Source organism: Neolewinella xylanilytica (genome assembly GCF_002934605.1).
Classification (GTDB): Bacteria; Bacteroidota; Bacteroidia; order Chitinophagales; family Saprospiraceae; genus Neolewinella; species Neolewinella xylanilytica.
On record NZ_PTJC01000005.1, the window covers coordinates 312866 to 325747 of the forward strand.

Here is a 12882-nt window from a genome sequence, read left to right on the forward strand (position 1 = left end):
GTGGACTACTTGAGCAAGGAGGAAATTATTTTGATTAATCGATCTACTATAGATCGACATGGTGGCAATTTTTTACCTCCACAAAATTTCTTGCATGAGGAATCGCTTGATTACCTCGTGGAATCCGTGCAAGCAGAGATGTTTGGAGCGCCGCTTTATCCCACCCTGGCAGATAAAGCGGCGCTTTATATGTTCAATATCATAAGTAACCATGTCTTTCAAGATGGAAATAAGCGAACTGGGCTTGAAGCAGCTAAGTTGTTTTTACGTCTGAACGGCAGCGACTTTTCCTCCTCGCTTACACAGATTGAGTTTGCTAGTGATCTTTTCCCTGCCTCTCCCCACAGCCGTAATCAGCATTTGATAGAATTCACCCTTGAAGTCGCCTCCGGCTTGGTGAGCCTCGAAGCCTGCCGGGCCTGGTTCGCCGCCAATACCGAACCCCTACCGACGAGCCGACGAAAAGACTAAAGAACGAAAAGACTACCCAGACGGCGAAGCCGGCGACTACCGTACTAACCGCGACCGCAGGGAGCGACTACCCCGGTTGGCGAAGCCAGCCGACTACCGTACTAACAGACGACGCAGCCGTCGACTACTTCCCCAGTTCCACCAGCTCCCCTACCATCATCGCCGTAGCCCCCCAGACGCTCTCCCCGGCCACCTCCCAGTGCGGGACCTCCTTCAGAATCATTCCGTTGAAGAGTTTTTTATCGCGGTACGCCACGGCATTATCGGCGAAGAATCCGGCAAAGGGCAGCTCCAGCACTCGCTGAACCTCGCTGGTTTGCAGGACGAATTCCGGCCGTTGGGGCACGTAGCCGACGAAGGGGTTGACCAGGAAATTGCTGACCGGGATGTAGAGCGGCGTCAGCTCGCCGAGGAGTTCGATGGCTCCTGCGTCCACGCCCACCTCCTCCTTGGCTTCCCGTAGGGCCGTGGCGGCGGCGTGCGCGTCCCGCGGGTCCGCGGCACCGCCGGGAAAGGAAATCTGGCCCCCGTGGCGGTCACCGGGCGGGCTGGTCCGCTGAATGAATAGCAAGTGCAGCACCTCCTCCACGGGGTAAAACAGCGCCAGTACGGAAGCGGCGCGGGCGGTAGCGGGAGCCTCCCGGTGGTGTTGCCGGAGTTGGTGGCCCATCACTTGCTGTGCGGCATAGCCCGGCAGTTCCCCGGCCTGCAGTCGCTGACGAATCCGGTCCAGGTAGGCAAAGCCCCCTTCGGACTGCTGCATCGGCTACTTCTTGTTCGACTGCTTCAGGTAATTCTCCAGCGCCATGCCCATACTCGGCACTTCGGGCGGGTTGGGCGCGATGTTGACGGTGAGTCCGCGCTTCTCGACGGCGGCCGTTGTCTTCCGCCCGGCGACGGCGAGTCGGGTATCCTTCTGCTTGAAGTCGGGGAAGTTCTCGTAGAGCGAATCGATGCCCAGGGGAGAGTAGAAGATGATGACGTCGTAGTACACGTCCGTCAGGTCACTAAGGTCGGAGGAGATCGTCCGGTACATGAGGGCCGGCGTCCAGTCGAAGTTGTTTTCCTCCAGGTACTGGGATACGAATTCCGAGCCCAGGTTGCTACAGGGCAGCAGAAACTTCTCCTTGCTGCGGTGCTTCTTCAGCGTCGGGCCCAGATCCTGGATGGTCCGCTGGCCATAAAACACTTTCCGCTTCCGGTACACGATGAACTTCTGCAGGTAGTTAGCGATCGCCTCCGTCATGCAGTAGTACTTCGTCTCCTGGCTCATCTCGACACGCAGCGCCTTACACAGGCGGAAGAAGTGCTCGATGGCCAGTTTGGAGGTGAAGATGACCGCGGTGTACTCATCGGGTCGTACCCGTTCTTTGCGGAACTCCTTCTCGGTCAGCCCTTCTACCTCGATAAACGGACGCCAGTCGACCTGGAGGCCGTACTTTTCTTCCAGCTTAGCGAACGGACTGCGCTCGGGCTCGGGCTGAGATACCAGTATGGTGCGAATGGGTTTGAAGGATTCCTGTGAGGGTTGACTTTCAGCCGCCATAGGGGTAGATTGTTAACAGGTGAGGCTGTTGAGGCATCTCTATTTAAGTCAAAGCGTTACTCAAATAGCGGTAAACCAGGAGCAGGGGTGCTATTTCGATGGTGCAAATATATAACAAAAAATGAAGCGGTCGACTACCCACATAGTAGTTGGCAATGAACAGCCCCCGCACCAGGTGTAAGAGATACACGATCGCGAGCACCACCATACCCCCTACCAAAAAGGAGTGGCGGAAGCTTTCCGGCGCATAGCTAATCAGCAGATTAATGGGCACCAGAAGGATCCCTACCAGGATGCTGAACACCATTAGCAGGAAAGTATAGCGGCTCAGTTCCTTGCGGAGGGGGTAAATACGCCCCAGTAGCGTGAGCAGCACCAGCTTGAACCCGACAGCGCCCATCACCAGCAGGGTGAAGGTCAGCCAACGACCCCAGACCCCGGTCACCGGCAGCGTAATCCCGAACTCGATGGACACCAGGTAGAGAAAGAAGCCCGCCGACAGGAGGAAGAAGAGGTAGCACATCCAGAGCGCGCTGATCTGCCCGCCCGACCGCCGGCGGTACAACTGCGTCATCACGTTGTCGTTGGTGATCGCTCGCACGCACTGTTGCAGCAGGTCGCGGAAGAGTACCCAAAGACTCGTGACCAGCAAGACCAGCAGCAGGTGAATGAAAACGATCGACCGCGTCTGATTATCGGTTCCGCTTACTTGCGGGGCGTCCGGTCGCGTCACCACGATGGGAGCTTCCTCCTCCCGCTCCGGGTAAACGTCGAAGGGGTTTGCCTGGGTATCGACTGCCGTCGCCTCCGCTGCTTCCGCCGGCAGCCGATCCGTTAGCTCGAACGGATTACCGTTACCCTGGGCCGGAAGGGCGGTGGACAGGATAAATAGGAAGAACAGCGGCAGGTAGGTGCGTATTCGCTTTAGCATGCGTCCCAAAGGTAAGCACCGTTGCGCCCACGACGCAGTATCGTGATTAGGTCAGCAACTGGTATACCGCCATTGCGCTCACGTAGGCGATCGCCGTCATGAAAACGAACTGCACGACCGGCCATTTCCAGCTGTTCGTCTCCCGGCGGGTCACGGCCAGGGTAGACATGCACATCATGGCGAAGACGTAAAAGATCAGCAAGCTCCAGGCCGTGGCGGGGTTGTAGACCGGCTCGTTGGTGACCGGGTTCCGCTCTTCAGCCAGCCGCTCCCGTATCCGGAACTCGTCGTCCGTACTGCCGATGCTGTAAATGGTGGCCATCGTGCCGACGAACACCTCCCGCGCGGCAAAGCTCGTGAGGAGGGCGATGCCGATCTTCCAGTCGTAGCCGAGGGGCTTAATGACCGGCTCGATGAATTTGCCGAGGTGGCCCGCATAGCTGGCTTCCAGTCGTTCGGAGGCTACCAGATCCGCTGTCTCGTCTTCCGAAAGCCCTTGCTCCTGCGCGCGTTCGCCCGCCAATTGATTCGCCGCGGCCATATCCGCGGGTGGTCCGTAGGTGGAGGCGGCCCACAGGACGATGCTGATGATCATGATGATTTTGCCGGCCTCCACGACGAAAGTCTTCGACTTCTGCCACACCGTGGTGCCCACGTTCCGCCACACCGGCACGCGATACTGGGGCAACTCCAGCATGAGGAAGCTTCGTTCCGGGGTGTTCAGTATCCACTTGAAGACCAGCGCCGATAGCATAGCCCCCGCGATACCCAGGAAGTAGAGGCCGGCGAAGGCCAATCCCTGCAGGCTGATCAGCCCGTTCAGGTAGGCCACCTGGGGCACGGCGAAGGAAATGAGGATGACGTACACCGGGATGCGGGCTGAACAGGACGTAAGCGGGGTAACCAGAATGGTCAGCAGCCGCTCCTTCCAGTTAGCGATCGTACGGGTGCTCATGATGGCCGGGATCGCGCAGGCGTGGCCGCTCACCAGCGCCACCACCGACCGCCCGTTCAGGCCGAAGCGCTGCATGAGGCTGTCGAACATGTAGGCCGCGCGGGCCAGGTAGCCGACCTCCTCCAGGATGGCGATGAAGAAAAACAGAATGGCGATCTGGGGCACGAAGACGAGCACCCCGCCGAGTCCGGCGATGATGCCGTCCACCAGCAGGTCGGTGAACCACCCGGCAGGCAGCGTCTGACGTACGGTATCGCCGAGGGTGCCGAAGGTCCATTCGATCAGGTCCATCGGCACGCTCGCCCAGGCGAAGAGCGCCTGGAAAAGCAGCAGCATCAACACGATGAAGAGGATCGGCCCGGCAATAGGGTGGGTAACGACATTGTCGATCCGGTCGCTCAGCGAATCGGTATCGCCGGCGTGGCGCACCGTATCGCGGACGATCGGTTCGAAGGAGTTATAGCGATCCATGGTCTCCTCGACCTGGGCGCGCAGGCTGTGAAAGCCATGGCGGACACGCGCCTCCTGGATATGGTGGCGGGTGGTTTCCGGTATGTGCTTCAGCCAGGGAGCGTGGTGGGTCAGCAGCAGGGCGTGGTAGTCATTGCGGGCCGGCAACTCTCGCCGCAGCTCGGCGAGCACGTCGCGGGCGTTGGCACCCGGTTCGTAGAACGGCTGACGGGGGCGGAAAGCGTCCGGTTCCCGTAGCAGACCGGCAATGACTTCCTTGAGTTCGCCGATGCCGCGGTGGTCGCGGCTGCTGACCGGCACGACGGGCACGCCGAGCTTTTTGCTGAGCCGGGGGATATCGACCGTCAGGCCGTCGCTGTCCATCAGGTCGGCCATGTTGAGCACCAGGATCATGGGCAGGTCGAGGTCGCGCAGCTGGGTGAACAGCAGCAGGTGCTTGTCCAGCTTCGTAATATCGGCTACGTAGAGAATAGCGTCCGGAAAGAGCTCGCCTTCCGGATTGGTCAACTCCTGGACGACCAGCCGCTCGTCGAGGCTCGTCGGGTAACAACTATAGGCGCCGGGGAAGTCGACCAGCTCGACCGTCGGCAGCCCCGGCAGCTTCAGCATACCGGCCTTCTTCTCCACCGTGACGCCGGGGAAGTTGCCGATGCGTTGCCGCAGACCGGTGAGGACGTTGAATAGGGAGGATTTACCGCTGTTAGGATTGCCAACCAGGCCGACTACGGGAGTGGCCTTTATTTGACCATGATGCATGCCAGCTCTTTCTTTCGTAATGCCAGGCACTGCCGGTCGATCTTAACGTACCAACTGCCACCGAAGGGGGATTTTCGGATGACCCGCAGCCGCGAGCCGGGGCGCACCCCGATGTCCAATAACTTTCCGGCCAGGCTCTCGTTCGTAAAACGCTCGATGGTGCCGGACTGACCGACCTGGATAAGGGACGCGGCGGCGGGGACGGGAAAGGACATGGCAGCAGGCTTTGGTAGGAACGTAACGCCGCAAAGATAGAAAAAGTCGACTATCTGTATGAAGTCTAAATAAATCGACGGGAGGGAGAGGCCCGATGTGGCGGCAGACCATCTTTCCGGGTGGTGAATTACCTATATCCCGAAACCCGTAGCTTTACCGCAAAACTGAGACCAATGAAAAATGTAAGCCTGCTACTACCCGCCATCATCCTGTTCGCCCTCGGGTGTTCGCCCAAAGTCGCCCCCGTTGTCGGGGAAGACGGTACCGACTGGAACGCCCGCGCCGCGGAGTACCGGGAAAACCCCGCCGCGCTCCGTGATTTCGTGGAAGATTGCGACAGAGCGCAGGAGCAAGTGGCCGATCTGCGCCAACAGCTCACCGGCTACGAAAGCGAAGCCGGCGACCTGCAGAACCAACTCGCCACCGCCGAATCCTCCGCCGAACAGGCCTACCAGGAAATTCAGCAACTCCGGGACCAGATCACCGTACTGGAGGCCAACCAGGCGTCCGACGAGGTGATCACCGACGAGGCCTCCATCGATGGGGTGATCTTTCAGGTACAGCTGGGTGCCTACGCCCAGAACCGCGTCGACCCCGGCATGGCCACCGGCGATGCCCTCGACCTGACGGACCAGAACGGCATGCAAAAGGTGGTCGTGAGCAAATTTCGTACCTACGATAGCGCCGCCAACCTGCGCGATCGCCTCAAGCAAATGGGGGTAAAGGACGCCTTCATCGTAGCTACCAACGACGGCCAGCGCATCGAGGTGCAGGAAGCACTGCGCATGAGCGGCCAGAACCGCTAGGCCGAAGCGAAGCAACCTATGCGGGAAACCGACTTCATCGAACGGAACAAAGACAAATGGGAGCGCTACGAGGAATCCCTGGAGCGCACCGACCAGGACCCGGAGTTGCTGAATCAACTCTACGTCCACACCACCGACGACCTGTCGATTTCCCGCACCTTTTATCCCAACCGCTCCGTACGGGTCTACCTCAACGGGCTGGCGCAGCGCACCTTCCTGCAGCTCTACCGCGGGCGGCGGGGGGAGGCAAGCAAGTTCTTTACCTTCTGGTCGGATGAACTGCCCCGGGTGGTCTACGACCGTCGCCGTCCGCTGTTCATCGCGTTACTGGTCTTCGTGCTTTCGGCGGGCATCGGCGTGCTAAGCTACCGGATCGACCCCGTCTTCGCCGAAACGATTCTCGGAGCGGACTACGTGGCCATGACGGAAGCGAATATTGCCGGTGGCGATCCAATGGCGGTCTACAAAGCGCCGGATGCTTTCGGTATGGCCTTCCAGATTACGCTCCATAACCTCACGGTCGCATTCCTTACGTTCATTGCCGGCGCCTTTTTCTGCGTGGGTAGTGTCGTGCTGCTGATCCGTAACGGGGTCATGCTCGGGGTGTTTCAGTACTTCTTTTTCGATCGGGGCGACTTTACCGAGCTAACGCTTCCCCCCGGCCTGGACTGGATCGCGCGGGGCATGAGCTGGCTATTGACCGCGGGGGGTAACGGGCTGGAGAAACTCTTTGCCAGCCTGGTTTACCTGGGCAGCGACGAGGGGGTGTTCCGAGAGAGCTTGCTCACCATCTGGATCCACGGCGCGCTGGAAATTAGCAGCATCGTCATTGCGGGTGGGGCGGGCATTACACTAGGTAGCGGGCTGCTTTTTCCGGGCACGCTGACGCGCCTCCAGGCCTTCGGTCGCTCGGCCCGCGACGGCATGAAGATCATGCTGGGCACCGTGCCGCTATTTATCATCGCCGGATTTTTGGAGGGCTACGTGACGCGGCAGACCGACTTGCCGGAGGCCCTACGCTTGCTTTTCATTGTGCTTTGCTTGGTCTTTATCGTATGGTACTACGTCGTCTATCCCCGGGCGGTCGCGGCAACGGGCCCGCCGGAGCGGGAAACCTTCCGCGAGGTGCCGCTGCACCAGGCCGAAAGGCTGGAACTACGGCAGATACGAACGGTTGGCGAGCAGCTTTCGGCTACTTTCGTGGTGGTAGGGCGCGGCATCGGTCGCTTGCTGCCGGGTGTCGGGGTGCTGGCGCTGGTCTTTTGCGTCTTCTCCTTCGCCTTCGGGGGGCAGGCGGCCGAACGCTACGGGTTCGTGGACTACTTTTTCGGTGACCTGGAAAACTTTTATCTCCTGTTGACCTCGATCGGGGAAGGCCGTGGGATCACCTATACGTGGCTGGTGGGTGCCGGATTTTACGGGCTTTTTCGCTTGGCCTTCGGCGTGGTGTACCGCTACACCGATTTGGAACGGCCGGCAGCCGCCGCCGCCCGGGAGCTACGGCTGTTGCTCGTAAGTGGTTTGTTAGCGGTTTGCTTTGCCTTTAACGGCACCGTCGTGGCGCTGCTGGTCTTTCTTACCTTGCCCTTCCTCCTGCTTTGGGGCGTGGGTGGATACACCTTCGATATGCCTTTTCGGCGGGTATTCCGGCTGGCCTACACCAACCTAGGTAGTAGTTACGGATTACTCTTGTTGTTGCTAATTGTTTACCTGCCAGTCACTTACCTGATCGATACCGTGATCGGGCAGTTTTTCTTCCAGTTTCTGGATTGGGTGATCTACACCGACGGTGGCAACATTGATGCCCGGAACGTCATGCTACAGGCCTTTTGCTACTACTCCTTCTTTGCCTTCCTATTCGGTAGCGGCGTGGTGGCTTCCGCGGTGGCCCTCGGTTCGCTCTGGGAAGTGGAAACCGCGGAAGACCTGCGGGGCCGTATTGCTCGCATCGGGGAGGGCGGGCGACTAAGGGGAATGGTGAAGGAATAAGGGGGCGGTAAGGTAGCCTACAGGCCAGAACCGGACATTCTCTTTGGTTAGCCATTGGAATTACCGGAAAAAAAGCGACCTTTGCGGGCCATTTTGCCGACGCGTGAGATGGATCTCGATCATCAATGTAATCAACACATGCTGCCAACTTTACCCCGACCGCGGTACCTGCTGCTTCTCGCAGTCCTGTTCAGCGCCCATTTCCTCCTTGCCCAAACGACCGTTTCCGGAGTAGTGACCGACCAGGAAACCGGAGAGGCCCTGATCGGTGCCAGCGTACTGGCGGTGGGAACCTCTTCCGGTACGATCACCGACTTTGACGGCGCCTATACCCTCGAAGTTCCCGAGGGCGTCTCCCAGTTGCAATTCAGCTACACCGGTTATCCCAATACAACGGAGGACATCAACGGCCGCAGTGAGATCAACGTTTCGCTCACCGCCGGCGAGTTGCTACAGGAAGTTGTCGTCGTTGGCTACGGTGCGGTGCGCAAAGAGGACCTTACGGGTGCGGTGAGCACCATCGAGGAGGGCTCCTTCAACCGGGGTGCCATCGTGTCTCCGCAGAACTTGATCTCGGGTAAGATCGCCGGGGTAAACATCAGCCCCAGTAGCGGCAACCCCGGTGAAGCACCGACGGTACGCATCCGGGGTGGCACCTCGATCAACGCCGGCAACGACCCGCTCTACGTAGTAGACGGCGTACCGCTGGAAGGCGGCGGTGTAGCGGGTGACCGCAACCCGCTGAATTTTCTGAATCCGGACGACATCGCTTCCTACAACGTCCTGAAGGACGCCTCGGCGGCGGCGATCTACGGCTCCCGCGGCGCCAACGGCGTTATCCTGATTACGACAAAGAAGGGCCAATCCGGCACCCCGAGGATCAGCTACCGGGCGGAGGGAACGGTTTCCAACGTGATCAACCGTCAGCAGAACCTAAGTGCCGAAGACTTCCGCAACGTAGTCACCTTCGCCGCACCCCAGCGCCTGGAAACCCTCGGCGACGCCAATACCAATTGGTTCGACGAGCTGACCCGTACCGCCTACGGTACCCAGCAAAACCTCAGCATCAGCGGGGGCGGTGAAACCAACACTTACCGCGTTTCCGCCGGTTACCAGCAGTTGGAGGGCGTCATCCGCGGTGCCGAGACGGAGCGGCTAAGTGTCAACCTGAACTTTACGCAGAAGCTGTTCAGCGACAAACTGACCATCGGGGCCAGCATCAAGGGAGCCAATACCAACAATGTGTTCGACCCGGGCGTGATCAACGCGGCCCTCGACTTCGACCCGACCCAACCCGTTTACGACCCCACGAATACGGCCTTCGCCGGCTTCTTCGAGTACGGGGTTTCGCTGGCACCGCGGAACCCCATCAGCGCCACCGAGCAGATCACCAATACCGGACGCACTTACCGGGGGCTGGGTAACCTCGACCTGGAATACGCCTTCGACGACCTGCTCCCCGGCCTGACCTACAAGGCCGTCCTGGGCTTCGACGTCAACAGTGGGCGGACCAACCGCTTCGTGCCAACCACCTACGCCACCATTCCCACCGACGGTTTCTCCGGTGAATTCAACGTGGCCAACGGGCTGCGCAGCAGCAAGCTCTTCGATACCTACTTCACCTACGCCCGCGATATCGGCAATCAGTCCTTCAGTCTGCAGGCCGGATATTCTTACCAGGATTTCAACCTCGAGGCGCCTTCTTTCCAGGGCCAGAACCTGACCACGGATGCCTTCGGCACGGCCAGCCCCGGCGTGGCGGAAGATATCTTCGCCTTTAACGAAGTGCTGGAAAACCGGCTCATCTCCTTCTTCGGCCGCCTCAATTACAACTTCGACGAGCGGTACCTGATCACCGCTTCGCTGCGCCGGGACGGATCCACGCGCTTCGGACCCGATAACCGCTGGGGCCTCTTCCCCTCCGCCGCCTTCGCCTGGCGCATTCTGCAGGAGGATTTTGCTTCCAGTCTCGACAACACCTTCTCCGATCTGAAACTACGGGTGGGCTATGGCGTCACCGGTAACCAGGAGATCGTGGATTACGGCTTCCTCTCCGTTTACCGTTTCAGCAACCAACAAGCCCAGTACCAGTTCGGTGACCGCTACGTGTCTACGGTGCGGCCGGACGCTTACGATTCCGGCCTGAAGTGGGAGGAAACCAGCAGCTGGAACGTGGGCCTGGATTTCGGCTTCTTCAACAACCGGCTTAGCGGCACCCTGGAATTCTACCAGAAAACTACCGATGACCTGCTCTTTACGGTCAACGTACCGGCGGGTACCAACCTCTCCGACCGGGTACTCACCAATATCGGCGCCCTGGAGAACCGCGGCGTGGAACTCAGCCTGAATGGCGTAGTCTACGACCGCGAGCGCTTCGGCCTGAACCTCAGTGGAAACATCACCTACTACGGCACCGAGATCACCCGGCTTGATGGATCCGGCAGCGCCGACGTACAGGTTGGCGGGATCGCGGGCGGTGTAGGCAATACCGTCCAGCTGCTCCGGGTAGGGGAGACTCCTTACTCCTTCTACCTCTACGAGCAGAAGTACGGAGAGGACGGACGGCCGCTGCGCGATGGTGTAGACTGGAACGACGACGGAGAAACGAACCTGCTCGACCTCTACGAGGATGTCAACGGCGACGGCGTGGTCAACGACCAGGACCTGCGCATCAACGAAGCCCCGGCACCCGACGTGCTGCTGGGCTTCACCGCCGACGCCCGCTACGGTAATTTCAACCTGGCCTTTACCCTGCGCGGTAACCTGGGTAACTACGTGTACAACAACACGGCCTCGAATGCCGGCAACCTCTCCCGGATCACCCTCGGCCCGACCTACGTCACCAACGTCAACGCCAGCGCCGTCTATACCCGCTTCAATTCGCCCCAGTATTTCAGCGATCACTACCTCGAGAACGGTAGTTTCCTGCGCCTGGATAACGTCTCGCTGTCCTACGACTTCGGTCGTTTGGCCGGAGATGCGCTGAACCTGCAAGTGTACGCGGCCGCGCAGAACCTGTTTATCCTAACCGAGTACAGCGGTACCGACCCCGAAAGCGGCGGCATTGACAACTCCCCCTTCCCGCGGGCACGCACTTTTACCCTCGGCGCCCGCGTAGGCCTCTAATTTAAATAATCCGCCGGCCCCGCGCCGGCGTCAATCAAGTATCATGCACTACAGAGCTATCCTGCTTTTCCTTATGGGGTCGTTCGTTTCGTCCTGTACCGACCTGGAAGTCTTCCCCCAGGACCGGGCGGACCCCAACGCCGTGTTTACCGAAGAAGAGAATTATGAGGCGTTCCTGGCACGCATCTATGCAGGCCTCGCCCTGACCGGCCAGCAGGGACCGTCCGGACAACCCGATCTCAGCAGCCTCGACGAGGGATTTTCAAGCTATCTGCGTCAGTACTGGCAGCTACAGGAACTGCCCACGGAATCGGCCGTCATCCAGTGGGGAGACGCCGGACTGCCGGAATTGATTTTCCAGACCTGGACGCCCAATAATCAGTTCATTCGCGCGATGTACTATCGCGTGTTTTTCCAGGTCAGCCTGGCGAATGAGTTTCTACGGGAAACGACCACCGATCGCCTCCAACAGCGTGGAATCCGGGAAGACTTTTGGCCAACCGTAGAGCAATACCGTGCGGAAGCCCGCTTTCTGCGCGCCCTGAGCTACTGGCACGGCATCGATATGTTCGGTGATATCATCTTCTACACCGAGGAGAGTTCCCTGGGGGGCGACGTTCCTGCCGAAGGTACCCGCGGAGAGATCTTTGAATTTCTCGTCCGTGAACTCGACGCCATCGAAGATCAGCTCCCCGACATGGGGGCCGCCGAATATGGCCGGGTAGACAAAGGTGCCCTGTACATGCTGCAGGCCAAGCTCTTTCAGAACGCGGAGGTATATACCGGCCAGGAACGGCACGCCGATGCGGTAGCCGCGCTGGAAAATATCGTAGGAAGCGACGCGTACTCGCTGGAGGAGAATTACGCCGACCTGTTCAAAGCCGATAACCACACCTCGGACGAACTGATTTTCGCCATTCCCTTCGACGGGGAGACTATGCAGACCTACGGCGGGCTTACGTACCTGACCCACGCCCCCATCGGTGGCGCTATGGACCCCGCCGATTACGGAATCGACGGGGGTTGGTCGGGACTGCGGGCCACTCGTGCGCTCGTTAATCTTTTTCCGGATGTTACCGGCGAGACGGACGAACGGGCCATCTTCTTCACCGAAGGGCAGACGCTGGAAATCAACAACATCAGTGAATTCTCCCAGGGCTACACGGTTCCGAAGTATACCAACGTAACCAGCGAGGGGATCCCCGGCAGCGATCCCCGCTTCGCCGATACCGATTTCCCCCTCTTCCGTCTCGGCGATGCTTACCTGATGTACGCCGAAAGCGCCGTCCGCAGCGGATCCGGTAACCTGGACCGTGCCGTTGAACTGGTCAACGAACTGCGCGAGCGGGCTTACAACAGCGACGCCGGCAACATTACCGCCGACGACCTGACCCTGGAGTTCCTCCTCGACGAGCGGGGCCGCGAACTGTACTGGGAAGCCCACCGGCGTACGGACCGCATCCGCTTCGATGCCTTTACCGTAAACGGTGTCTGGCCCTGGAAGGGCGGCGTGCCCGAAGGACGCACCACGGAAGCATACCTGAACGTTTTTCCGATCCCCGCTTCGGAGATCCTATCCAATCCTAACCTCAGCCAGAACACCGGCTATTAAATA

At 59.6% G+C, this 12882-nt stretch carries 10 protein-coding genes; 5 read left to right on the forward strand and 5 right to left on the reverse strand.

Going from position 1 to position 12882, the window contains the following annotated elements:
* Window positions 1-9: 9 nt before the first annotated feature.
* Window positions 10-471 (forward strand): type II toxin-antitoxin system death-on-curing family toxin, encoded by a 462-nt coding sequence (locus CLV84_RS01235; protein WP_170067517.1) that lies wholly within the window; start codon window positions 10-12, stop codon window positions 469-471.
* 124 nt (window positions 472-595) lie between these two features.
* Here CLV84_RS01235 and CLV84_RS01240 read toward each other — a convergent pair whose 3' ends face one another.
* From CLV84_RS01240 to CLV84_RS01260, 5 genes are read right to left on the reverse strand one after another with little or no spacing between them, the layout of a single operon-like run.
* On the reverse strand, window positions 596-1234 hold the full coding sequence (locus CLV84_RS01240; RefSeq protein ID WP_104417925.1) for an NUDIX hydrolase: 639 nt from the start codon (window positions 1232-1234) through the stop codon (window positions 596-598).
* A gap of 3 nt (window positions 1235-1237) precedes the next feature.
* On the reverse strand, window positions 1238-2017 hold the full coding sequence (locus CLV84_RS01245; protein WP_104417926.1) for a uroporphyrinogen-III synthase: 780 nt from the start codon (window positions 2015-2017) through the stop codon (window positions 1238-1240).
* 43 nt (window positions 2018-2060) lie between these two features.
* Entirely contained in the window at window positions 2061-2948 is an 888-nt protein-coding gene (locus tag CLV84_RS01250; RefSeq protein WP_104417927.1) for a DUF4271 domain-containing protein, read from the reverse strand.
* Between the two features lie 46 nt (window positions 2949-2994).
* On the reverse strand, window positions 2995-5130 hold the full coding sequence (gene feoB / locus CLV84_RS01255; RefSeq protein WP_104417928.1) for a ferrous iron transport protein B: 2136 nt from the start codon (window positions 5128-5130) through the stop codon (window positions 2995-2997).
* The gene (locus CLV84_RS01260) at window positions 5112-5345 is read right to left on the reverse strand and encodes a FeoA family protein (RefSeq protein WP_104417929.1); all 234 of its coding nucleotides are present in this window, start codon (window positions 5343-5345) and stop codon (window positions 5112-5114) included. Before CLV84_RS01260 ends, feoB begins: the two co-directional genes overlap by 19 nt.
* Window positions 5346-5519: 174 nt before the next feature.
* Here CLV84_RS01260 and CLV84_RS01265 point away from each other — a divergent pair, with 174 nt between their 5' ends.
* From CLV84_RS01265 to CLV84_RS01280, 4 genes are all read left to right on the forward strand, one after another.
* A complete protein-coding gene (locus CLV84_RS01265) occupies window positions 5520-6152 on the forward strand; it encodes a prefoldin domain-containing protein (RefSeq protein WP_104417930.1) in 633 nt (210 codons plus the stop codon).
* An 18-nt stretch (window positions 6153-6170) separates the two neighbouring features.
* Complete coding sequence (locus CLV84_RS01270) at window positions 6171-8141, forward strand: stage II sporulation protein M (protein ID WP_104417931.1); 1971 nt, start codon at window positions 6171-6173, stop codon at window positions 8139-8141.
* A gap of 138 nt (window positions 8142-8279) precedes the next feature.
* Window positions 8280-11267 carry a SusC/RagA family TonB-linked outer membrane protein gene (locus tag CLV84_RS01275; protein ID WP_170067518.1) on the forward strand — a complete coding sequence of 996 codons (2988 nt, stop codon included), beginning with the start codon at window positions 8280-8282 and terminating at the stop codon, window positions 11265-11267.
* A gap of 43 nt (window positions 11268-11310) precedes the next feature.
* Window positions 11311-12879, forward strand: a complete 1569-nt coding sequence (locus CLV84_RS01280; protein ID WP_104417933.1) for a RagB/SusD family nutrient uptake outer membrane protein — start codon at window positions 11311-11313, stop codon at window positions 12877-12879.
* Window positions 12880-12882 lie beyond the last annotated feature (3 nt).

Bases quoted from the DNA above. Each gene is read 5' to 3' on its own strand.
- CLV84_RS01240 (WP_104417925.1), bottom strand. From the start codon at position 1,234: ATGCAGCAGTCCGAAGGGGGCTTTGCCTACCTGGACCGGATTCGTCAG.
- CLV84_RS01245 (WP_104417926.1), bottom strand. From the start codon at position 2,017: ATGGCGGCTGAAAGTCAACCCTCACAGGAATCCTTCAAACCCATTCGC.
- CLV84_RS01250 (WP_104417927.1), bottom strand. From the start codon at position 2,948: ATGCTAAAGCGAATACGCACCTACCTGCCGCTGTTCTTCCTATTTATC.
- feoB (WP_104417928.1), bottom strand. From the start codon at position 5,130: ATGCATCATGGTCAAATAAAGGCCACTCCCGTAGTCGGCCTGGTTGGC.
- CLV84_RS01260 (WP_104417929.1), bottom strand. From the start codon at position 5,345: ATGTCCTTTCCCGTCCCCGCCGCCGCGTCCCTTATCCAGGTCGGTCAG.
- CLV84_RS01265 (WP_104417930.1), top strand. From the start codon at position 5,520: ATGAAAAATGTAAGCCTGCTACTACCCGCCATCATCCTGTTCGCCCTC.
- CLV84_RS01270 (WP_104417931.1), top strand. From the start codon at position 6,171: ATGCGGGAAACCGACTTCATCGAACGGAACAAAGACAAATGGGAGCGC.
- CLV84_RS01275 (WP_170067518.1), top strand. From the start codon at position 8,280: ATGCTGCCAACTTTACCCCGACCGCGGTACCTGCTGCTTCTCGCAGTC.
- CLV84_RS01280 (WP_104417933.1), top strand. From the start codon at position 11,311: ATGCACTACAGAGCTATCCTGCTTTTCCTTATGGGGTCGTTCGTTTCG.